Source organism: Glutamicibacter sp. MCAF14 (assembly GCF_052114325.1).
In the GTDB taxonomy this organism is placed as follows: Bacteria; Actinomycetota; Actinomycetes; order Actinomycetales; family Micrococcaceae; genus Glutamicibacter; species Glutamicibacter arilaitensis.
In genome coordinates, this window is sequence record NZ_JBFREO010000004.1 from 697,033 (window position 1) to 719,036 (window position 22,004).

Consider the following 22,004-nt stretch of genomic DNA (forward strand, 5'->3'; position numbering starts at 1 on the left):
AACAAGGGCCCCAAAATGACATCATAATTGGAACTGCAGCCTCAAAATCGGCTACACGAGATATAGATAATCTGAAATTTCCAAGGGCCAGCGACCAAGATTTTCAGTGTCTGCTTCTTTCCCATTTCAAGTAGGCCCTGTACGCCCTGCAACCGGCATTTCTGGGCGATGGCGTTCTTGCAGGACTTCTCATTCCGGTTCTCGGGCCCTGCCCGTCGTTGCAAAGCGACTTGGCCCGAACCAAATACGACTAAGCGGCTCTGCCTTGACCCCTCGGCAGTGTCCCGGCCTGCTTGCTGCGGTAGGTGTGTTGCTAGGATTCCCGTGCCAGAGATCCCAGAGCGGGTTTCGCGAATTCAGTGGCGGCCCACGAGGCAAGCAAGCTCAACGCCTCTTCGGATTTTGAACCTGGCTCGGCGGAGTAGATGGTCAAGGTCAGGCCAGGCTCCGCTGCCATCTCCAAGCCCTCGTAGGCCAAGGTGAGTTCACCAACGACCGAATGGTGGAAGGTTTTGGATCCAGTGCCGTGATGGCGAACGTTGTGTGCTCCATAACGTTGTCGGAATTCCTCGGAGCGGGTGCTGAGCTCCCCGATAAGGTCGTGCAGTTCCTTGTTGTGCGGGTCATGCGAAGCTTCAGTGCGCAGGATCGCGACGGTCACTTCGGCGAAGAGATCCCAATCCGGATAGAAGTCGTGTGCCCTGTCGTCTAGAAACGTATAGCGGGCGATGTTCGGTGGCTGCCCGGGCATCAGGTAGACATCCTTGTAGAATGCGCGCGCCAGGGAGTTGACAGCAAGGATGTCCATGCGGCCATTGCACACGAATGCCGGTCCAGCGGTGATCGCGTCCAACGTCCATTGCAGGGACCGTTGCGGGATCCAAGTCTTCGAATTCCGGCGCCGAGGCGGTCTGGCTACCGGGCTGGCCGCGTGGGCGAGATCAAACAGGTGCGCCCGTTCGTCATCGTCAAGACGCAGTGTCTTGGCGATGGCATCCATGATTTCCGGTGAGGCACCACTGATGGACCCGCGTTCGATGCGTGTGTAGTATTCGACGCTTATGCCGGCCAGAGTTGCTACTTCGCTACGACGCAAACCCTTGACGCGCCGGTTCGAGCCCGTAGGCAGACCCACTTGCTCCGGGGAGATCTGCGCCCGGCGTGAAAGCAGGAATTCGCGCACCTCGTCTCAATTATCCATACTCCCACGGTAGACCAACCCTTTTGAATATGGGAGACCCTCGGGATACCTCCCTCTGCAGTGACGTTCATGCTGATGGAACCGGATCGTGTCGCAGTGATGAAGGGCAATCGGCTCCCAAGGAACACCTCCTTCACGGGCTCATATATGGCGGCAGCACGTTGCTCACCACAGGTTGGGCACCATCTTGGCATCGTACGATTTTCCGAAACTAGCAGCATTCGCCGCAGGCATTGAGCACAGCAAGGCCTGCGGAAGTCTGGTCTCTTTTTTCATAGTTGATTTCGCGAAGCTCGCACCCCGAACAGGTGCTTCAGTGCCGCATCCTCCCGGTTAGTTGCACAGCCTTCAACCGACAACGTCCAACGCGCATTTGGCCCGCCGATGGTCCGCAGGCAGCAAATGCTTCGCCGCTTACCCCTCTGACAAAACCAGGTACGCTAATTCCTGGAATCGTTGGCAATGGCTGTCTGTGCCGGCTGTCAGCCCAGCTTGTACGTCGGGACTGGGGGTCCTTGGCCGTACCCCTTTTAACAGGGACTCCCCCATGACCTGAATTCGGTGTTGACTGAATAATGGGCGGCCAATATTACTCGCCGCAAATCTCATCCATCCCGGCGATCAGGAAGAAAACCCACCATCTTGAATTCAGAAACCATGCCGTCGGACAATGGCAGTGCGAATTCCACTGCAGCGACTGCTCACGGCAAGTTAGCCCACGACAAGACAGTGCTGTCCTCACCGGATATCCAGGCGGCTCCAGCGGGGCGTGGTCTGCCCTTGCCTGCGCTGTTGGTCATGGCGTTGATGGGCTTCATCCTGATCGCCACCGAAACGATGCCAGCCGGACTTTTGCCGCAGATTGCTGCCGGCGTGATTGTAGTCGAAGGGACTGCTGGACAGCTGGTCAGCGCCTATGCCTTGGGCACTGTAGTGCTCACGATTCCAGCCATTGCGCTCACCCGCGGCATGCGTTGAAAACCGGTCTTCCTGATCGGCATCCTGGGATTCCTCCTTGTTAACACCATCGCCGCGTTCTCCCACGATATCTGGCTGACACTGGCCGTCCGTTTCGCCGCCGGCGCGTTCTCCGGACTGCTTTGGGGAATGCTTGCCGGTTACGCCCGTCGCATCACCGCCCCGGAAATGACTGGCCGCGCCCTCGCCATCGCCTCCATCGGAACACCGCTGGGGCTAGCTGTCGGGACTCCGTTTGGTTCCTGGCTCGACTCCACTTTCGACTGGCGGTGGTCATTCGGGGCACTGAGCCTGCTGACCTTGGCGGCTCTTGTCCTGGCGTGGCTGCTCGTCCCCGATGCCCCTGGCCAACGGGCTGAATCCCAAATCCCCATGCTCAAGGTCTTCGCCATCCCCGGCGTGTCTGTGATCCTACTGGTCATATTTGCCTGGATGCTCGCCCACAACACCTTCTACACCTATATTGCCGCGTACCTGCGCTCGGCCAACAATGTCCTCGCAGTCGATGTCGCGCTCGTAATATTCGGGTTGTCCGCGCTCATCGGGCTCTGGATTACCGGCATTGGTCATCGACCGCGCACCCCGGCTTCTTGTGCTGGCCAGCCTTTCGACATTCTTGACCGCCGGCGTGGTCTTCTTCTCCGGTGCGCAATCAATCGTTGCAATCGTCATGGCCCTCATCCTTTGGGGAGTTGCCTTCGGTGGTGCGGCACCACAATTGCAAACCTTCATCAGCGATGCCGGCGGAGAGAATGCCGACGTCGCGAACTCGCTTCTGGGCGTTGCAATTAATGTCGCGATATTCTTCGCAGGTGTCCTGGGCGCAGTGTTGATCTTCAGCTTCGACGGAATGGTCCTGCCGGTCCTCATGATTGGCCTCGCCGCAGCGGCATTGGCCGTCGTCTTCACCGCACGCCGCGCCGCTTTCCCCTCCCATCGCTAACCTAGCTGCGGCTCAGCTTAGGAGCACAGAGTCCCCCCGGAAAGGCCGTATGGGCCTGTAGCCGGGGTCAAGATTAGCCCGGCAATGCTTCCTGCCCTACCCAGGGGGATCTGCACCTCGGGGTTCCATCCAGCGAAAGCATCCCGACTGCTCCGAGCGCGTCCTGAGTGACGTTTTGGATGTGCTCACCGGGCGTTCGAAGAAGATTCGAAGCCGCCTCGATCACACAGTGAACACCATGGTCCGGCAGGTGGCGAACCAGTGGCCGGGTTCAGCGCGCAGGTGGTTGTGGTTTAGGCATGGACTTCCGAACCAATATGAGTGCCCTGCTGCATGCCGGGGCCTGCGGTCGTCCCGAGCCTTGGCACCCGCTCATTGCGTTTGAGGTAGTCTGGCCGGGCTGTGGAACCCTGCCCACCAGCCTCGCCAGTAGCCGGTACGTATTCGTTCGGCCGCCAGGCTCCAAGACCGATCTGAGGGACCAGCAGCGCATTGCGCCTCCCCCTGATCATTGCGCCTGCAATAAGTCGATATACGCTGCTTTTGAAAACACTTGGCCTAGAAGGCCAGATCACGGTCCTTCGTTGCAGCTCGTACCGGAGGGAAATCTGGAAGACCAAATGCACCAAGGCCGAAGACGCGGACTGTTCCATCCACTTCTTCGGCCTCGGCACGGGCTACTCAGGGCAGTTTCTACCAGCCGCGCTCCGAGAGGCGGTGAGGTACCGGCACGTCGGCAACATTGATGCCGACCATTGCTTCGCCCAGGCCACGGGAGATCTTGGCCAGTTCATCTGGGTTGTCGAAGAAGGTGGTGGCCTTCACGATGGCTTCAGCGCGCTGAACCGGGTTGCCGGACTTGAAGATACCCGAACCAACGAACACGCCGTCGGCACCGAGCTGCATCATCATGGCTGCATCGGCAGGGGTCGCAATGCCGCCCGCGGTGAACAGGACAACTGGCAGCTTGCCGGTGTGGGCAATTTCCTTGACCAGCTCGTATGGTGCCTGCAGTTCCTTGGCGGCCACGTATAGCTCGTCTTCTGGCAGTGCCGAGAGCTTGGCGATCTCTGCGCGGATCTTGCGCATGTGACCGGTTGCGTTCGATACGTCGCCGGTGCCGGCTTCGCCCTTGGAGCGGATCATCGCCGCGCCCTCGTTGATGCGGCGCAGCGCTTCGCCGAGGTTAGTGGCGCCGCAAACGAATGGGACGGTGAATGGCCACTTGTCGATGTGGTTCTCATAGTCCGCTGGCGAGAGCACCTCGGACTCGTCGATGTAGTCAACGCCGAGGGACTGCAGGATCTGCGCTTCGACGAAGTGGCCGATGCGGGCCTTGGCCATCACTGGGATCGAAACTTCGGCGATGATGCCATCGATCATGTCCGGGTCGCTCATGCGCGAAACGCCGCCCTGGGCGCGGATGTCGGCTGGGACGCGTTCGAGCGCCATGACGGCTACGGCGCCGGCATCTTCAGCGATGCGCGCTTGCTCCGGGGTGACCACGTCCATGATGACGCCGCCCTTGAGCATTTCGGCCATACCGCGCTTGACGCGTTCCGAACCGATGACGGAGTTCTGGTTGTTCGTAGACATGGAGGAATGGTTCCTTTCGACACTGCGTTGATTCGCTGCATGCCCGGAAATTCAGGGGTTTTAGCGAGGTGGTACGCCAGTAATCGTAGGATCGGTTTCGATTATTACCTCGCGTGTTGCGTCATATTGTTACACCAGTCGACAAGTCACCCTAACAAGGGTTAGTGCGTAACATAGTCTTTCAAAATGAATCCCCAAGTCAACACCTAGTTTTTCGCTTAGTCGAGGGTTTTTTTCCAGTTCCTTTCAGGAGCAGGAATTTCTTGCGTCGTCAACTCGCCATAATCAACTTTCACCCGCTCGGCTAGAGTGCAACGCATCATTTGCTCGCGCAACCCTAAGCCGGATTTCCGGCATGCAGCACCGCCCACCGTGGCAGGCATCTGCGCCACATGCCCGAAAGCACTGCTGCTGACCGGGATCCGGGAATGGACCGCAGACCTTCAAGTAGTGGGACAGTTCCTTCAAGTAGGAGATCTCTCGACCCGAAGGCTTCCGGCAGTCCCGTTCAAGCCCGCTTAAACGACGCTGGGCGGTGGAACATTTCCATGTTCCACCGCCCAGTCAGCTGTTTCCAGCCTAGCTTGGGTTTTCGCTATCCCATGCCTCAGCAATCGCTTCGCGTACCTCGGAGAGAGTCTGCGGAATTGCCTTGGTCTGGGCGATGATCGGGAAGAAGTTCCCGTCGCCATTCCACCGCGGCACGATATGCTGGTGCAGGTGCGCGGCAATGCCCGCTCCCCCGGCTTCACCCTGGTTCATGCCCAGGTTGAACCCCGCAGGATTCGAGACCTTGCGCAGCACGCGCATGGACTGCTGCGCCAACGCCGCCATCTCGGCCGTTTCCTCCACCGTGATATCGGTGTAGTTGGGCACATGGCGGTACGGGCAGACCAACAGGTGGCCAGGATTGTACGGGAAGAGGTTCAGGATCACGTAGCAGGTTTTGCCACGATGGACGATCAGCGCCTCTTCATCAGTACGCCCGGGACCGGCACAGAATGGGCAGCTGGCCTCATCCTTGACCTGATCCTGCCCACCCTTGATATAAGCCATCCGGTAGGGAGTCCATAGGCGCTGGAACGAATCCGGCACCCCGGCGAGCTCGAAGTCGTCGGTAACGGACCGGTCTGCTTCTTCCTGCATGCTTGATGGACTCCCTATCCGTACTAGTTGTTGTTGTCGCGGCTCTTGATGGCTTCAACGATGCGGGCTACAGCATCGTCGACTGGCACCTGGTTTTCCTGGCTGCCATCGCGGAAGCGGAAGGACACGGCATTCGCATCGGCATCTTCGCCACCGGCGATGAGCACGAAAGGAATCTTGTCCTTGGATGCGTTGCGGATCTTCTTCGGGAAGCGATCCGAGGAATCATCCAGTTCCACGCGCACGCCGGCGGCCTTGAGCTTGGCGACCACCTCGCCGAGGTAGTCGTTGAAGGCTTCAGCCACAGGGATTGCACGAACCTGCACCGGCGAGAGCCATGCTGGGAAGGCACCTGCGTAGTGCTCGGTGAGCACGCCCAAGAAGCGTTCGATGGAACCGAACTTCGCAGCGTGGATCATCACCGGTTCCTGGCGGGTGCCGTCGGCTGCCTGGTACTCCAAGCCGAAGCGCGCTGGCTGGTTGAAGTCGTATTGCACGGTGCCCATCTGCCAGGTACGGCCGATGGCATCCTTGGCCTGGACCGAGATCTTCGGGCCGTAGAATGCAGCTCCACCTGGGTCGGCAACCAGTTCGACACCGGATTCGGTGGCGACGCGCTCGAGCACGGCGGTAGCTTCGTTCCACTGCTCATCCGAGCCGATGAACTTATCCGATTCCGGATCGCGGGTGGACAGCTCCAGGTAGAAGTCATCCATGCCGAAGTCGCGCAGCAGCGAAAGCATGAAGTTCAGCAGGTGCTCAACCTCGGCAGGAGCCTGTTCCTTGGTGACGTAGGAGTGGCTGTCATCCTGCGAGAAGCCGCGAACGCGGGTCAGTCCGTGGACTACGCCGGACTTCTCGTAGCGGTAGACGTGCCCGAATTCGAACAGGCGCAACGGTAGTTCGCGGTAGGAGCGTCCGCGGCCGCGGAAGATCAGGTTGTGCATCGGGCAGTTCATGGCCTTAAGCCGGTATTCCTGGCCCTGCTTGGTGATGTTGCCGTCTTCGTCGCGCTCTTCATCGATGTGCAGCGCTGGGAACATGGTGTCCGCGTAGTACGGCAGGTGGCCCGAAGTGTGGAAAAGCCCATCCTTGGAGATGTGCGGGGTGCCTACGTACTGGAAGCCTTCTTCTACGTGGCGATCACGTACGTAGTCTTCCATCTCGCGCTTGATGATGCCGCCCTTGGGGTGGAACACCGGCAGGCCCGAGCCCAGTTCATCCGGGAAGGAGAACAGGTCCAGTTCGGCGCCGAGCTTGCGGTGGTCGCGGCGCTCAGCCTCGGCCAAGCGCTCCTGGTAGGCCTTCAGGTCGTCCTTGGTTGGCCATGCGGTGCCGTAGATGCGCTGCAGCTGCTTGTTCTTCTCGCTGCCCAACCAGTAGGCGGCGGCCGAACGGGTCAACGCGTACGCGTTCTTGATCAGCTTGGTGTTAGGCAGGTGCGGGCCGCGGCACAGGTCCTTCCAGACCGTCTCGCCGGACTTGCGATCCACGTTGTCATAGATGGTGGTTTCGCCGGCAGCAACCTCAACGGTGACGCCTTCGCCTGAAGTGTCCGCGGAGTCGGCCTTGGCCAGCAATTCGCATTTGTATGGCTCGTTGGCCATTTCCGCCTTGGCTTCCTCCGGGGAAACTTCGCGGCGGACAAAGAGCTGGTTCTGGTTGATGATCTTCTGCATCATCTTTTCCAGCTGCTTGAGGTCTTCTGGGGTGAACGGGTCCTCGACATCGAAGTCGAAGTAGAAACCGTCGGTGATGTATGGGCCGATTCCTAGCTTGGAATCCGGGCGCAGCTGCTGTACAGCCTGGGCCATCACGTGCGCGGTCGAGTGACGCAGCACCTCCAATCCTTCTGGATCGGTGATGGTTACGCGGGTGACAGTGGTTCCGGCTTCCAGTTCGCGGGCCAGGTCGCGCAATACGCCATCGACGTGCATAACAACCACGTCTTTATCATTGGCAAAATGCTGCAGACCGGTCGTTCCCGCGTCCACCTGTACCTGCTCGCCGTCAATGGTGAGAGTCAGCTGCTCGCTCATGAGATCGGGTTCTACCTTTCAATCTGTGATGGCTTCATAGCTTGTGGCATACCTTGGCCACAGCCAGCCAGAATCAAGTTTAGTTCAGGACCCCGCTCTGGCGCGCCCTCACATCGGGTTTTGCGGTGATTGATCCGCCTCGTGTGACTGGTTCAACAGCGATTCCGCGTTGATCAGCGTCATCACGTGCCAGACTTCGCGCTCTTCGGCCGCCTGGGAGCTTTGGACCTTGCCGTTCTTCAGGTCCTCGCGGAACGCCGGAATGACCTTGCTGAAACGGAGTATCAGCTCGCGCTTTTCATCATCCGTGAGCATCAGGTCACTGGTCATCAGCTGGGCCTTGGGCTCTACGGATTCTTCGCCCGCGTACTGCCGCTGCCCATGGACCATGGCCGCCTGCAGGCGTCGATGCTCGTCATGGACGACTTGACTCAGGTAGGCATCCATAGCCACACCCTGAGGGTCGTCTTCCCGCTCCTCCACCTCGCCGGTGGTGTAGCCATCGGCTGTCGGTTTCCATACGCGGTCGCGCTTGTCGCGGGCCAGCTCGGGATCCTCGGCAATCATCCCGGCCTTGGCCAGCTCGCGCAGGTGGAAGCTGACCTTATTGGCAGGAACATCGAGTACTTGAGCCAAGTCTGCGGCACGAGCGGACTCCATTGCCGAAAGCGTGTTGAGGATTTGCCTGCGCAACGGGTTGGCAATGGCTTTTAGCATCGGTGTGGTGAATGTGACCAGCGACTCTTTCTTGCTCATTTGCACAGCATAACAATCCCCCAACTTAAATTGCGCAAATTCCATTGCGCAACTTTATTTGCGGGTTACAGTTGGTTTCATGGACACCACCCAGCACAAGGATTCGCATCAACAGGCGGAAGCAACCAGCACCGAGCTGCTGCCACCGCTGCGCCGCCAGCGCAATTACCGCATCTGGTGGCTGGCGGATACCTCGGCGCTGCTTGCGGGCGGCATCTACGGATTCATCCTCCCTCTGGTTTTGCTGGCAACCACCCACTCCCCTGTATTGGCAGGTACGTTGGCCGCGGTAGGCATGGCCGCCAGAGCAAGCCTGACTCTCGCGGGCGGCTCCATGTCCGATCGCGCCGACCGCGCCCGGATGATGCTGCTCAGCGGTCTTTGCGGAGCAGCCTTGAGCGCAGCTCTGGCAATCGGAAGCAGTATTGGCTCGCTTTCGGCTACCGTGCTTTGCATCGCCCACGTCTTGATGGAACTTCGCGGCGGCTACTTCGGCTCAACAACAAACGCGGCGCTGAAGGACGTGGTGCATCCCAAGCAGCTGGGGCGGGCTCTGGCAGCTAACCAAGGCCGCGATTCAGTTCTGATGCTGGGATCAGCTCCCCTCGGCGGGCTGCTGCTCGGCTTGGGCGGTGGAGTTGCCTTCATAGTGGTGAGCGCAGTGAACCTTGTTGCAGCTTTTGTGGGCCTGGCCTTGCGCGGTCCCCTTCGCGCCGCCAGTGACGAAACCCGCAAGCGTCGTGACGATGCCGCACACAGTGGTGAATCGGTGGCTCATGGAATCCTTGCCGGGATGCGTTGGTGCTTCTCCCGTCCGCAATTGCGTTCCCTGCTGATCCTCATCGCCATCGTCAACATCGGGGTCAACGGACTCATGACGACCCTGCTTTACGGATTGCAGCAGCGCGGCGAAGCCCCCTGGATGATTGGATTGATTTCTACGTTCATGGGTGCCGGCATGCTGCTCGGATCCCTGGCCGCAACTTCGCTTATTGAGAAATTCCGCACCGGGCTCTTGGCTTGCACCTGCCTCAGCGTGCTGGGCGGGGCTATGTTCCTGATCGGGTTCAACACGAGTTTGCCCTGGATGGCAACCATGCTCTTGCTGAGCTTCCTCAGTGTTCCTGCATTGAACGCCGCGGTGGCAGGCTACTTCATGGCTGTCATTCCGCAAGACATGTCCGGCCGGGCCAGTTCCCTGATCACCTTCATGGCACTTGCCGCCATGCCGTTGGCGCCACTGGCCACCGGCGTCGGGTTGGAATCGCTCAACATGGGACCAACGCTGACGCTCTTCGGCTTGCTGGTCGCGCTAGCTGCGGTGGGAGCCTGGCTCTCGCCGCACATTCGGAACATTCCCGGAACGCAGTCGTGGGCATCGGTCGCCGTTTCCGGGCCAGCCGAACCGAGCATCCCTGCCCACAATGCGAGCACCCGCGGTTCCCGCCCACCGGTACGTCCGCGGCAGCATCACAGCCAATTCCCATCACCGTACGGCCATGAACCGCACACCACGCAGCATCAACTGCCACCCACCGAGCAGTGGAACTACCTATAGCCGCGAGCTGAGAATGCTCGCAAGGCTTCAGCGGGGACCGCCGCCTGCGAGTACCCTATTGCTACTGGGCGGCGCCGCTTCGATCTTTCCAAGGCTTGGTCCAGGGAAGGGTCATTCATGGCTGGTATCAACGCGTTACGCGCCCTGTGGCTGTCAGCCGGCGCAGAGATTTTGCATGAAACCAATCCACTTATCGGCCGGCAGATCCTCAATGATGCACTGCTGCGTTCGTTGCGGGCCTATGCCGGATCCCGCGTGCCCCTGCCTGGCGTCAGCGGTTCAGGAACGATTGGCCTGTTTGGAGAATACCCGGCGATCGATCCAGAACTGCTGAAAATGGCCGCCGAGCAGGCACTAACCGATCACCCGCTGATTGCCTATCACAACACCATCGCCGACCCCGCGGTGATGACCTTGGAACGGGTAGGCGAACTTGGGTGGCGGCTCTCGGAGGAAGCAGCAGATATCATCGAGCGGCTTGGCATGCGCACCAATCAGATCTCTCTTCCGATCACCGTGCCCGGAAACGGCGCAACCACCTATGCGCTGGTAAGCGAGGATCCCTATACCGAACGGGATATCAACACCGCGATGCAGATCCTCCCGATGATTTCCGGGTTGGATACGCATCTGGCCCTGCTCGAACTGCTCAGGCCGGCAGGCCCCCTGGACGGCTCTGCCCAGGCACTGACCACCCGCGAACAGGTTGTGCTCAAGCTGCTGGGCGAAGGAAACACCGCGAACTCCATCGCTGCGTAGTTGCGGATTTCCCCGCGCACTGTCCACAAGCACCAAGAGAACCTGTACCGGAAGCTGGGCGCGGTAGATCGTCTCTCGGCTGTCCTGCGCGCCCAGCAATGCGGATTGCTCGCCACGCCCCCATGATCTGTCCGTGGCGCGCGACCCCAGGGCTTTGCCTCCTGCGAGTCAGAAGCAGCAACCCCGTCGCCGACTGCATCGGCGAAGACCGGTCTGCACAGGGTCTGAGGACCATCGAGATGGTTCTCGACATCGCTAGCGGCATAGGCGACCCCCGCCAGAATCCAGCACGTCCATCTCGGCATTCTCATGAGCGTTCGAGCTGTTCGACGGCAGCAGCAAGGCTTTTCCAGCCGCCGTCATTGATTCTTTCCAATCTTCGACGGCGCATCGCACCGCCATGCTCCAGTCTGCCCCGCACTTACTCTGCCCGCTATACGCAGTGATGCGTAGCGCCGCATCCCTTTCGCAATCCCCGCCATCGGCATAGGCTCGAGGCATGAACAAGTCGACCCCACCGGTCATCAGCGCCATTACCCTCGGCGTGCGCGATGTCGGTGCTTCAACCAAGTTCTACACCGAGGGGCTGGGCTTTGAACTGGTCCAGCCAGCCCATCCGGAAATTGCCTTTGTCCGCGCTGGATACGGCTTGATGCTGGCACTGTGGGATATCAAGCAGATGCCCTCCGAGTACGGCAATGTAGGCCACGGCGAATCGGCGCCTCCAATATCCTTGGGCCACAATGTCCACACCGATGCAGAGGTGGATCACCACTACCGGCGAGCGCTGGATGCGGGAGCAACTTCGGTTTCCGAGCCTACGGTGCAGCCGTGGGGCGGGAAGAGCGCCTGTGTGGCGGATCCCGACGGTTTCCGCTGGGATTTCGTGCACAATCCTTCATTCGTGATTGACGCCGACGGGCATATTTCCTCGGTCTAGCTACGCGCCGCGCTGGTCCAGGCCTTCAGCCTCCATGCGCTTGGCAAGCTGCGCGACAGATTCGAGCTTCCCGGCTTCCTGTCCCAGCTTCGGCCTATAGCTTGGCTGCGGACGGCTTGCCGCTTCGAGGTATCCGGCCGCAGGCAGCGTCTCGGGCTGGTGCAGGTCCCAGGCGTTCAGCGCTTGCAGGGAAATGCCGCGCGGTCCGGTACGCCGGGTTACCCCGTGGATGAGCAGCATGCGGGTGGAGAAGAGCAATGGTCCTGTGCGCTGCTGGGTGTCGTCGAAGAAGGTGGCGTCAATGCAGCCGCTTCCGTCATCCACGGAAATGAACACCACGCGCTTGCCTCCCCGCATCGGCGGGGTCTGCGTGGCAACGCGTACCCCGGCAACGAGCACCTCGGTTCCGTTGCGCAGGTGCAGCAGCTCGGCCGCTTGCGTGATGGTCAGGTGGGCTAGGCGTTGGCGGTATGAGGTGATCAGGTGCTCGCTGGCATCCAGATGCATCAGGTCCAGTTCGTTGCGCACGATATCTGCCGGGTCCAACTGCTTTCCGGTTTCGGCAATATGCTCGATTCGTCCGAGGTCCAAGGCAAGCTGGCCGGGTCCGGGGCGGTATTTGGCCGGCAGGGAGCTGTGCGACATGGATTGGGTGTGGGCGATCGTGTCAGCGCGCGAGGTTCCTGTCAGCAGGGAATCGAACACTCCGAGTGCTGCAAGGTTCTGGTAGGTGCGCCGGGACAGCCCTGCACGGGCGCGGACATCGGCCAGGTGCTCATAGGGTTGTCCGGCAACCAGTCGCTGCACTTCGCGTTCGCTCATCTGGTGGATGTCGCGGAAGGCCAGGCGGATGCCGTAGCGTCCGGGGCGCTGGGATCCAACGGCGCGAGGTACCGCAGGCACAGCAGCCGGAGCATGTTCGAAGATGCGTTCGACTCGATAGTGCCCGGTGGAGCGGTTGATATCCAGCGGAAGGATCGGAACGCCCATGCGCCGCGCTTCAGAGACCAGCAGCCGCTTGGGATACATCCCCGGGTCATGTTCCCAGATCCCGGCAAGGAAGGCCTCGGGGTGATGGGCCTTGAGCCAGGCAGAATGGTAGGTGGGTACGGCAAAGGCCGCCCCGTGGGCCTTGCAGAAGCCGAAGGAGCCGAAGCCGGAGAGCACCTCCCATACCTTGTCGATGGTTTCCTGGGCATAGCCGCGCTTAGCCGCTTCGGTGCGCACATAGCGTTCCACTGCGGGTTCCTTCTCGGGGTCCCCCAACAGACGCCGGTAGACATCAGCCATGCCCAGCCCGCAACCGGTGAGCACATGCAAGATGCGCAGCACCTGCTCATGGAAGACTGTCACCCCGTGGGTTTCGGCGAGCGCGGGAATCAAATCCGGGTGCAGGTATTGGGCGGGAGCGAATCCGTGGCGGTGCTCCAGGTAGGGCTTGACCATATTCGATTGCATGGGACCTGGACGGAACAGGGAGATGTCGATGATCAGGTCGTTGAATTCGCGCGGGGCGAGCTTGCCGACCAGTTCGCGCTGCCCTGGGGATTCGATCTGGAAGCAGCCCAGCGTATGGGTGGAGCGGATCAATTCGAAAGTCGGTTCGTCATCCAGCGGCACCCGGGCCAGGTCGATCACCCCGGTGGCGGAAATGTAGCTGTCATCGACATGCCCTCCGGCGCGGGCCGCTGACCGCTTGTCCGGGTGCATCCGGGCGATCTCCTCCAGCGTGTAGGCGATGGCCGATTGCATGCGTACCCCCAGCACATCCAGCTTGATCAGCCCCATGAGGTCCATGTCGTGCTTGTCGAACTGGCTCATCTGCAGCCCAATGCCCGAGGGCTGGACAGGGGTGCGGTCCAGCAGGGACGCATCGGAGAGGATCACCCCGCAAGGGTGCATGGAGATATGCCGGGGCAGCCGGTCCAGGCGTTCGGTGGCGTCAATGAGGATATCGAGCTGGGTGTCGTCGGTAATGCGCTCAGCCAAGGCGGCCAGTTCGGGTTTCTCGCTCAGTGCTTCACGGAAGGAGGAGGCGGAGAAACGCCAGAGCTGCTTGGCGATCTCATCCACCTGCTCTTGCTCCACCCCGAGAGCCGCTCCGGCATCGCGCACTGCTCCGCGGGCACGGTAGGCGTTCTGCATGCTCATCAGGCTTACCCGTTCTTCACCGAAGCTGGAGAAGATCTCGCGGTAGATCTCGTGGCGGCGTGCGGATTCCACGTCAATGTCGATATCCGGCAAGGTGGTACGGGTATCGGAGAGGAAGCGTTCGAACACCAGGTCGTGGGCCAGCGGATTCACTTGGCTGATGCCCAGCAGGTAGTTCACCAGCGAGGAGGCACCGGAGCCGCGGGCGGCTACGCGGATCCCCATGCCGGTGATCAGCTTGACGGTTTCGGCGACAGTCAGGAAGTAGCCGGCGAAATCCAGCCGGTCGATCACCCCGAGCTCCAAGGCAAGGCGTTTTTCAACCACACTGCGCTTCTCAGCGCCCAATAGCCCAGGCACTGCCCCATGGACACGCTCGGTGAGTTCCTGCATGGCTGGGCGGCGCAGGCCAATGACCTTAGCTTCGGGAATCACCGGTTTCTTCCATCCAAGATCAGCCACCGGGTCTACTGCGGCCCATTCGGCGAGCGCTTCGGTTTCGCGCAAGAGCTGGTGCGCCCAGCTTTTTTCGGTGGCCTGCCCGATTTCCTTGGCCAGCTGGCGCATCTGCTGCGGGGTTTTCAGCCATCCTTGGCCGTTGGGCTGGCAGGAGTCCAGGTTCTTCAGGCTGTGCAGGGCGCGTGCGGAGTCCAGGATGTCTGCGGTGACCGCTCCGTCGGGGTCTACGTAGCGCACGGCATTGGTGAGCACGGCCTTGATCCCCCGCTCGTGGGCGTAGCGCAGCAAGCGGGCTGCTTCACCGAGGCTGTAGCGCGATCCTGGGCTGGAGAGATATGTGGCGATTTCCACGCGCAGCATTTTTCCCAGCCGTTTCTTCCAGCCAGCGAGCAAGGCGCGGGCTTGGGTATAGCTGCCCTTGAGGATTGCGCGGGACACGTCTGATTCGCCGCCTAGCAGGAGCACCAGGTTTCCGGCAGCAGCCAAGTGCGCCAGTTGCTCAATCCTCAGCCCCGGAACGCCATGCGCAGTACTGTGCGCGAGGGTGATAGCTCGGCATAGCGCCGCATATCCGGCACCGTTGCAGCGTCCACGGGCCAGCAGGATAATCCGCCCATGGGTGTCGCCGTGGGTATCGAGCACCGCAAGGTTCACTCCGAGAATCGGGTCCAGTCCTTCTGCCATGCACGCCGCCACATGCTTGACCGTTCCATAGAGTCCATCGCGGTCGGTGAGCGCGAGCATCTGCGCGCCCTGCGCCTTGGCCGCCTGGGCCAGCTGCTTCGGGTGCGAGACCCCGTAATGGGCACTGTAGGAAGAACTGACGTTCAGGTGGGTGAAGCTCATGGAGGTCCTTCGAAGATATGTTCGCCTTCCCGCGTTCTCAGGCGCTGCGGGCCAGGGTTTGGTGCACTCGCACCAGTCGCCACCGTTGGGTTTGCGCATCGAAGCTCACATCAACACTGTGCACCTCTTGGGATCCGCGCACCGCAACCAGCTGCAGGCGCCACATCTCATAGTCGGCAATTCCAGCACCAATGCCGCGCGGGATCCGCAGGTTCTCGTCCCACCATTTGCGGCGTTCGAACCAACGCTGAGGTTCGGCAACCAGACGGTAGTCCCGCCCCCGCCATTTCACGCGCAACGGCATTCCATCCGTTGCGCGAGCAACCTCGATCGACTCGGTGAATATCCCCACGAGCGCACTCCTTACTAGGTGAATCCATTATATTCGAACATGTGTTCGAACGATAGTTACACTAGTCAGTTGCACCGACAGTTAGATGCGCGCTCGATACTCGCAAGGAAACTCCGACCGAGGGAGGGAAGCTGAATCTGACCTGCCGAGGCTCGCAGCTGCGCAAGGCTCAGTGCGTAAACCCGGCGGAACGCTGCACTCCAAGACGTTGGCATGGGCACGCTATGAAAGACGCTGACTCAAGGCAAACTTCGTGCGGGCGATCAGCTCCGCTGCCGGTGCTACTCTCTTGCTTGCCGGAACCTGATGCCGCATGCGTCATATTCAACGCCGGTGGAACCCGCCAAAACCCTGACCGAATTGGCCGTGCGCGAAACTTCCTGCGTCATGGGTCGCCCAATACTCGATTAGCGCGCGGCACACCGATAGTATCGAGACAGTAACAGCCGATACTTTCAGGAGCTTATTTCCATGTCCCATAAGGTCAAAGCCGTCATTTCGCGCGCTAAGGACGCACCTGTAGAGGTCGTCGACATCATCGTCCCGAATCCAGGACCCGGAGAAGTCGTCGTTGACGTGCTGACCACAGGCGTCTGCCACACCGACCTGCACTACAAGCTCGGCGGCATCGGCGATGAATTCCCGTACCTGCTGGGCCACGAGTCCACCGCAGTAGTCAGCGAGATTGGCGAGAACGTCACCAACGTCAAGGTGGGCGACCGCGTCATCCTGAACTGGCGCGCAGTGTGCGGCCAGTGCCGCGCGTGCGCCAAGGGCGAGCCGAAGTACTGCTTCAACACCTTCAACGCCACCCAGAAGATGACCCTGGAAGATGGCACCGAGCTCTCACCTGCACTGGGCATCGGGTCCTTCGCCGAGAAGACCCTGGTCCACGCAGGCCAGTGCACCATCGTTGACGAAGATGCCGATCCAGCTGCCGTAGGCCTGCTCGGTTGCGGCATCATGGCCGGCATCGGTGCCGCCATCAACACCGGCGAGATCAAGCGCGGCGAGTCCGTAGCCGTGATCGGTTGCGGTGGCGTGGGCGCTGCGGCAATTGCCGGCGCACAGCTGGCCGGGGCGACCACCATCATCGCGGTGGACGTGAACTCGGACAAGCTGGAAGGCGCCAAGAAGTTCGGCGCCACCCACACCGTGGATTCCTCCAAGGTCGATGCAGTTGAAGCCATTCAGGAACTGACCGGCGGCTTCGGTGCCGACGTCGTGATCGACGCAGTGGGCCGCCCGGAAACCTACAAGCAGGCCTTCTACGCCCGCGACCTTGCCGGCCGCGTCGTGCTGGTGGGCGTGCCTACCCCGGAAATGAAGCTCGAGCTGCCACTGCTCGATGTCTTCGGCCGCGGCGGTTCGCTGAAGAGCTCCTGGTACGGCGACTGCCTGCCGAGCCACGACTTCCCGATGCTCGTCGAGCAGTACAAGCTGGGCCGCCTGGATCTGGATTCCTTCGTCACCGAGCGCATCAAGATCGATGAAATCGAAGAAGCGTTCAAGAAGATGCACGAAGGCACCGTGCTGCGTTCGGTGGTGGAGCTCTAATGACCGCCCGCATTGAAAACGTCGTCACCTCCGGCACCTTCTCGCTGGATGGCGGCACGTGGGATGTCGATAACAATGTCTGGATCATCGGCGATGATTCCGAGGTCATGGTGATCGACCCGGCCCACGATGTTGGCAAGATCCGCGAGGCTGTCGGTGAACGCGAAGTGATGGCCGTGCTGCTCACCCATGGACACGATGACCACATTCGTGCCGCCGGAGAATTCGCAGATGCCGTAGACGCTCCGCTGTTCTTGAACCCGGAAGACCGCATGCTTTGGGAAGCTGTCTACCCGGAGCGCGACGTGGACGCAGAAATCAGCGAAGGCGACACCTTCACCATCGCCGGTACTACGCTCACCGCCCTGCACACCCCTGGGCACTCGCCTGGTTCCACCTGCTTCTACGCAGAAGACCTGGGCGTGCTGTTCAGCGGTGACACGCTGTTCAACGGCGGCCCTGGCGCTACCGGCCGCAGCTACTCCAGCTTCGAGACGATCGTTGAATCGATCCGCACCAAGCTGCTGGATCTGCCAGGCGAAACCGTGGTCAACACCGGCCATGGCGATGCCACCACGATCGGTGCCGAAGCACCGAATCTGGATGAATGGATCAAGCGCGGTCACTAAGCACCACGCATCGAGCGGCAGCAGGCCTTTAGGGCCGGCTGCCGCTCGTGTTTAAAGTTGATGCGCAAAACATCTGATGATGGCAAGATTAAATACATGCCTTCAGATAAACGCTACAAGTCCGCCGCTGCCTTATTCCTGGGCGCGGCAGTATTCATCATCGTCGGCATCGTCGTGCTGTGGTGGGACAGTCAGCAAGAAGTAGTTTTCTACTCTGGATCCTATGTACCGCTGGTCGAAGACTCTGAAATCTACTTTGGCCCGGGTCCCACCGAAGTTCTCGGTTGGGTGCTGGCTTTGCTCGGCGTTGGAGCGCTTGGGGTTGCCAGCGGCTTATCGCTTCGCCAGCTCACGCGGTTCAAGGCCTGGTTCCTGATCGCCGGATTATTGCTGGCAGCTGGTGGTATCGCAGCACTGGTATGGGACTACAACCAGGTTCGAACCTTCGGCTGGTTCGCCTATGCGCCGCTGAGCGAAGCGGAATTCGCTCCGGCCAGCATGGCCAGCGTCATGGGAAAGCTGGGGCTTGTGGCAGGAACCTTGCTGGCCAGCAGCTATCTGGGATTCCGGTACCATTCCAAGCCCAACGGCTCAGCCATCCGAGGCTAGAACAATGAGTTGCTGTGCTCTTCGATGAGCTCGGGAGAATTATTGCGCACGTTGCCCACTGCGGTATCGACCTCATGCATTCTCCAAGTGGAAGCCACATCAAAGGCTTGGGCACGGATCTGTTCAATGAGCCCTTCGCCGTCTTCTTCGGCGGGGTTCAGCCAGCGGCCCATCATCTCCTGATCCAGCGGAATCGGCAGACGATCATGCAGGCCAGCTAGTTCACCGAGCACTCCGGGTTCTTCTGCCGATGGTGAGTCCATGGTCATGATCGAGGTCGACAGGACCCAGGCGCCGTCCTCGTCTTTCCACCATTCATAGAGTCCGGCGAAGAAGATCAGCTTCCCATCCTCGCGATGCACGTAGAAGGGACGCTTCTTGCTGCCTTCTTTCTTCCACTCGTAGTAGCCTTGCACCGGCACGAGCGCACGACGCTTCTTCACCGCCGAACGGAACGTCGGCTTGGTGCTGGCCGTCTCGCTGCGTGCGTTGAAGGCACGCACGCCTACGGACAGTTCCTTGGCCCAGCCTGGCACCAAGCCCCAGCGGGCCACGTGAATCTGGCGATGCAGCTCATCGTCGATCAGCCGCTCGAGCACGATCGGCACGTCGGTGGTCGGAGCGACGTTCCACGACTGCCGCAGTTCCAGGTTGGCGTCGGCTTCTGCCTCGGCCTCGGCTACCAGATCGCCGATGGCCTTGGCCATCACATACCGTCCGCACATCGCCTGCCCCTTAAGCTTGGACCTCTAGGAAAATCTGCTCCCAGTCTAGCGAGCGGGCGCAAAGAAATCAGTGAACTTTTTCCGCCTACCGGGGAACAAAGCGAACAGTGCTGCCGTTACACCAAGTATGAGCAACGAATTGAACCTTGACCAGTATGTACCCGCTGCAGGCGGAGTCACCATGTTCACCACCAGCTGGTGCGGCTACTGCCGCAACCTCAAGCGTCTGATGGATCAGAAGGGTGTTGCATACACCGAGGTGAACATCGAGGAAGTTGAAGGCACGGCAGAGATCGTCGAGTCCTTCAACAACGGCAACCAGACCGTACCAACCCTGATCTTCCCTGACGGCACCGCAGCGACCAACCCACGCATCGAAGAGGTCGTTACACGCGTCGGCGCCTAGTCCCTTCACCAATGAATCGGCACCTGCTGGTGCCGATTCATTGCTTTAAGCCCGGTTAGAGCCCAATCAGCGTGGCGTGCTCACGGTATTCTTCGAGCAACGCAGCACTAAACGCTTCGGTGGTAACCCCGGTAAGCAGATCATTGGCCGCGCCTACCGTCGTTGGATCCATCGCCACGCCCATGGCCTGGTAAACCCCGTCCAGCACCTGGCGCAGCGAGGCGGAACCCTCCACCACGAATACCGAGGAGAACAGCCACGCGCCGGAAACCACACGCTGGGCCGTGCCGACCAGTTTCACCGGAAATTTTCGCGGCGAACTCTCATCGGGGGTTCCGTGAACCGAATGATCCCCGGGGCAGTATTCCCCCGGAATTGGCCCCACCTGCGCATTGACGCCAACTCGCTGGAAAGCATTGGCATACAGCTGCGCGAAAGTTTCAAAACGGATCTGCTGGCGCATCACCGAACCATCCTCAGGCTCAATGTGATCGACGATCAAGGTGCCACGGTGATAGGCCGCAGCCCGACCGCCAGCTTTGCGTACCAAGGGCGCGAAGCCGTGCTGTTGGGCAACTTCTCTCGCCGCTTCGTATCCAGCCAGTCGTACATCTCGCTGGCCGAAAGCCAAGGTGGGGTCCGGCCGGTAAATCCGGAGCAAGGCTCCACGCTCGCCGGATTGCACTTGCCTCAGCAGCTGCACCCCGCGTTCCAAATCAGCCGACGGGTCACCGCTAGGATCTTCGATCACTACTGACAACGGCTTATCTGACTGGGGATTCCACAAACTCATAAAACTGAGTCTAATTCAGCATTTGGTCCCAGATGGATTAGATGTCACAGCACTTGACTGCCCCTGCCCAGCTTTTCTGGGCCATAATAAAAAGCGTGCCAAATTCTTCGACCCCTGTCATCCTGATCGGCGGACCTTCAGGTTCGGGCAAGTCCTACCTCGCCTCGCGATTCGGCCGACCCCACCTGCCGCTTGATGAGTTCTACCGCCAGATCAGCGAAGACGGGGAATCCTTCGCCTTCCCGCGAACTGCATACGGTGAGATCGATTGGGATCATTCAGCGACCTGGAACAAGGAAGCCGCGCTCCAGGCCATCGATGATCTGCTGGAGCACGGCACCACAATGGTGCCTAACTACTCGATCGCTACCTCAAGCTACGACGGGCACCGGGAAATCACCTGTATCGGTGGTCCCATCGTGGCCGAAGGCATCTTCCTCTACGAGATCCTTGAGCCATTACGAGCCAAGGGACTGAACGTTCAGGCCTACTATGTCGATGAACCTGCACTAGTCACCGCACTTCGCCGCTTTGTCCGCGACGTGGCGCAGCGCCGCAAGCCAATCCTGTTCTTGATCAAGCGCGGCTACGCACTTTTCCAAGCCCACGGAGCAGACCGGGAAAAGTACCGCCAACGCCAGTTCATTTTGAAGTCGAAACCCGAATTGAAGAAGCTTCTGGCTGGGCTGCATACCTCGGCACCGAATTAGCGAGAACGCACCGTCAAGATCTGTTCAGCGCGCCCGAAAGGGCCAGTGGCATCGTGCAATACCGTCGAGGTCAGGCCGATTCCATCAGTACCGAAGCTCTGCTGGACTTCAAGCCCCAGCCACTTGCCGACAGGCCGCCGGTACATGTGGATTTGCAGGTCCACATTCGGATAGATCCAGGTTCCCTCGCTAGGATTCACCCGGGGCACCACTCCATTAGCGGTGTCGATCATTCCCACAAGGCTGGACATGTCGCTCGCATCGTTGGTGTCAACCAGGGCATAGGGAGTTCGCAGCCACGCGAAACCGCGTCCTGGACGGAGCTGCTCATTGGCACGCATCTCGATGGACTTGATGTAGCCGCCGGGCCATTGCTCGCTGATAGCTTGGACAGCACAGGTTTCAGGACCGGGAATTGACCGGTCCTCGATCCCAGCTACTTCGTTGGTGTCGGCCGTGATAACTCGCCACGCGCGGGCCACAATGCTTGTGCGTCCCTTGGCCGTCATTTCAGCTTCGATCAGCTCAATGGTGCGGCCAGGGCGGACCATGCGTGTGGTGATCTCAAATTCTCCGGCGTGAATCAAACCGTGAATCTCATAGCTGATCCGGGCGATGCGCATATCTTCGCGAGGCTCGAAATTTTCCAAGGCGTAAGCCAAAATTCCCGAAGCAGGCCCCATGTGCTGTTCGTGCGGGTTCCAAGCTCCTTGGGAATGCCACGATGAGCGGAAGCGTCCTTCGCCGAGGGATTCAAAATAGAAATCGCCGTCAGCCAGGACCTTTTCTAGCTCTTCATTGAGCTGGTGTGTCATCATTGCCCTCCTGGCATCACAAAGGTATTTACTCTG

At 60.3% G+C, this 22,004-nt stretch carries 21 protein-coding genes; 11 read left to right on the forward strand and 10 right to left on the reverse strand.

Features of this window, described 5'->3' with window-relative positions; all coding sequences use genetic code 11:
• Positions 1–313: 313 nt before the first annotated feature.
• The gene (locus AB4Y71_RS10855; protein WP_441720386.1) at positions 314–1,183 is read right to left on the reverse strand and encodes a helix-turn-helix transcriptional regulator; all 870 of its coding nucleotides are present in this window, start codon (positions 1,181–1,183) and stop codon (positions 314–316) included.
• A gap of 660 nt (positions 1,184–1,843) precedes the next feature.
• Here AB4Y71_RS10855 and AB4Y71_RS10860 point away from each other — a divergent pair.
• Positions 1,844–2,179, forward strand: a complete 336-nt coding sequence (locus AB4Y71_RS10860; protein ID WP_441720388.1) for a hypothetical protein — start codon at positions 1,844–1,846, stop codon at positions 2,177–2,179.
• Between the two features lie 48 nt (positions 2,180–2,227).
• Positions 2,228–2,971 (forward strand): MFS transporter, encoded by a 744-nt coding sequence (locus tag AB4Y71_RS10865; protein WP_441720594.1) that lies wholly within the window; start codon positions 2,228–2,230, stop codon positions 2,969–2,971.
• An 844-nt stretch (positions 2,972–3,815) separates the two neighbouring features.
• Here AB4Y71_RS10865 and pdxS read toward each other — a convergent pair.
• From pdxS to AB4Y71_RS10885, 4 genes are all read right to left on the reverse strand, one after another.
• Positions 3,816–4,718 (reverse strand): pyridoxal 5'-phosphate synthase lyase subunit PdxS, encoded by a 903-nt coding sequence (gene pdxS, locus AB4Y71_RS10870; RefSeq protein ID WP_013349103.1) that lies wholly within the window; start codon positions 4,716–4,718, stop codon positions 3,816–3,818.
• 579 nt (positions 4,719–5,297) lie between these two features.
• Positions 5,298–5,864: an HIT family protein gene (locus AB4Y71_RS10875; RefSeq protein ID WP_013349104.1), complete on the reverse strand. Its 567-nt coding sequence runs from the start codon at positions 5,862–5,864 to the stop codon at positions 5,298–5,300.
• 23 nt (positions 5,865–5,887) lie between these two features.
• Positions 5,888–7,903, reverse strand: coding sequence for a threonine--tRNA ligase (gene thrS / locus AB4Y71_RS10880; protein ID WP_013349105.1), 2,016 nt, complete (start codon positions 7,901–7,903; stop codon positions 5,888–5,890).
• Between the two features lie 108 nt (positions 7,904–8,011).
• Entirely contained in the window at positions 8,012–8,659 is a 648-nt protein-coding gene (locus AB4Y71_RS10885) for a helix-turn-helix domain-containing protein (protein WP_134780081.1), read from the reverse strand.
• Between the two features lie 79 nt (positions 8,660–8,738).
• Between AB4Y71_RS10885 and AB4Y71_RS10890 the strand changes: the two genes are divergently transcribed.
• From AB4Y71_RS10890 to AB4Y71_RS10905, 4 genes are all read left to right on the forward strand, one after another.
• A complete protein-coding gene (locus AB4Y71_RS10890; protein WP_441720390.1) occupies positions 8,739–10,217 on the forward strand; it encodes an MFS transporter in 1,479 nt (492 codons plus the stop codon).
• 117 nt (positions 10,218–10,334) lie between these two features.
• Positions 10,335–10,976 (forward strand): hypothetical protein, encoded by a 642-nt coding sequence (locus AB4Y71_RS10895; protein WP_441720392.1) that lies wholly within the window; start codon positions 10,335–10,337, stop codon positions 10,974–10,976.
• Entirely contained in the window at positions 10,977–11,102 is a 126-nt protein-coding gene (locus AB4Y71_RS10900) for a LuxR C-terminal-related transcriptional regulator (protein WP_441720394.1), read from the forward strand.
• A gap of 373 nt (positions 11,103–11,475) precedes the next feature.
• A complete protein-coding gene (locus tag AB4Y71_RS10905; protein ID WP_013349109.1) occupies positions 11,476–11,916 on the forward strand; it encodes a VOC family protein in 441 nt (146 codons plus the stop codon).
• On the opposite strand, the gene AB4Y71_RS10910 is transcribed toward AB4Y71_RS10905, so the two are convergent.
• Both AB4Y71_RS10910 and AB4Y71_RS10915 read right to left on the reverse strand, forming a co-directional pair.
• A complete protein-coding gene (locus AB4Y71_RS10910) occupies positions 11,917–15,372 on the reverse strand; it encodes a DNA polymerase III subunit alpha (protein WP_441720396.1) in 3,456 nt (1,151 codons plus the stop codon).
• 37 nt (positions 15,373–15,409) lie between these two features.
• On the reverse strand, positions 15,410–15,724 hold the full coding sequence (locus tag AB4Y71_RS10915) for a DUF6504 family protein (RefSeq protein ID WP_013349111.1): 315 nt from the start codon (positions 15,722–15,724) through the stop codon (positions 15,410–15,412).
• A gap of 471 nt (positions 15,725–16,195) precedes the next feature.
• Between AB4Y71_RS10915 and AB4Y71_RS10920 the strand changes: the two genes are divergently transcribed.
• The 3 genes from AB4Y71_RS10920 to AB4Y71_RS10930 all read left to right on the forward strand — a co-directional run bounded on the left by AB4Y71_RS10920 (position 16,196) and on the right by AB4Y71_RS10930 (position 18,519).
• The gene (locus tag AB4Y71_RS10920; RefSeq protein ID WP_287041885.1) at positions 16,196–17,281 is read left to right on the forward strand and encodes an S-(hydroxymethyl)mycothiol dehydrogenase; all 1,086 of its coding nucleotides are present in this window, start codon (positions 16,196–16,198) and stop codon (positions 17,279–17,281) included.
• A complete protein-coding gene (locus AB4Y71_RS10925) occupies positions 17,281–17,910 on the forward strand; it encodes an MBL fold metallo-hydrolase (RefSeq protein ID WP_441720398.1) in 630 nt (209 codons plus the stop codon). The genes AB4Y71_RS10920 and AB4Y71_RS10925 overlap by 1 nt, the downstream gene beginning before the upstream one ends.
• A gap of 96 nt (positions 17,911–18,006) precedes the next feature.
• Entirely contained in the window at positions 18,007–18,519 is a 513-nt protein-coding gene (locus tag AB4Y71_RS10930) for a hypothetical protein (RefSeq protein WP_013349115.1), read from the forward strand.
• On the opposite strand, the gene AB4Y71_RS10935 is transcribed toward AB4Y71_RS10930, so the two are convergent.
• The gene (locus AB4Y71_RS10935; RefSeq protein ID WP_102597574.1) at positions 18,516–19,244 is read right to left on the reverse strand and encodes an SOS response-associated peptidase; all 729 of its coding nucleotides are present in this window, start codon (positions 19,242–19,244) and stop codon (positions 18,516–18,518) included. The two genes, AB4Y71_RS10930 and AB4Y71_RS10935, sit on opposite strands and share 4 nt — an antisense overlap.
• A gap of 127 nt (positions 19,245–19,371) precedes the next feature.
• On the opposite strand from AB4Y71_RS10935, the gene AB4Y71_RS10940 reads away from it, so the two are divergent.
• Complete coding sequence (locus AB4Y71_RS10940; protein WP_013349117.1) at positions 19,372–19,650, forward strand: glutaredoxin domain-containing protein; 279 nt, start codon at positions 19,372–19,374, stop codon at positions 19,648–19,650.
• A gap of 55 nt (positions 19,651–19,705) precedes the next feature.
• Here AB4Y71_RS10940 and AB4Y71_RS10945 read toward each other — a convergent pair whose 3' ends face one another.
• Entirely contained in the window at positions 19,706–20,443 is a 738-nt protein-coding gene (locus AB4Y71_RS10945) for a lipoate--protein ligase family protein (RefSeq protein ID WP_441720400.1), read from the reverse strand.
• A gap of 95 nt (positions 20,444–20,538) precedes the next feature.
• Between AB4Y71_RS10945 and AB4Y71_RS10950 the strand changes: the two genes are divergently transcribed.
• Entirely contained in the window at positions 20,539–21,153 is a 615-nt protein-coding gene (locus AB4Y71_RS10950; protein WP_013349119.1) for a uridine kinase family protein, read from the forward strand.
• On the opposite strand, the gene AB4Y71_RS10955 is transcribed toward AB4Y71_RS10950, so the two are convergent.
• A complete protein-coding gene (locus AB4Y71_RS10955; protein WP_102598387.1) occupies positions 21,150–21,968 on the reverse strand; it encodes a thioesterase family protein in 819 nt (272 codons plus the stop codon). The genes AB4Y71_RS10950 and AB4Y71_RS10955 overlap by 4 nt on opposite strands.
• Between the last annotated feature and the right edge of the window lie 36 nt (positions 21,969–22,004).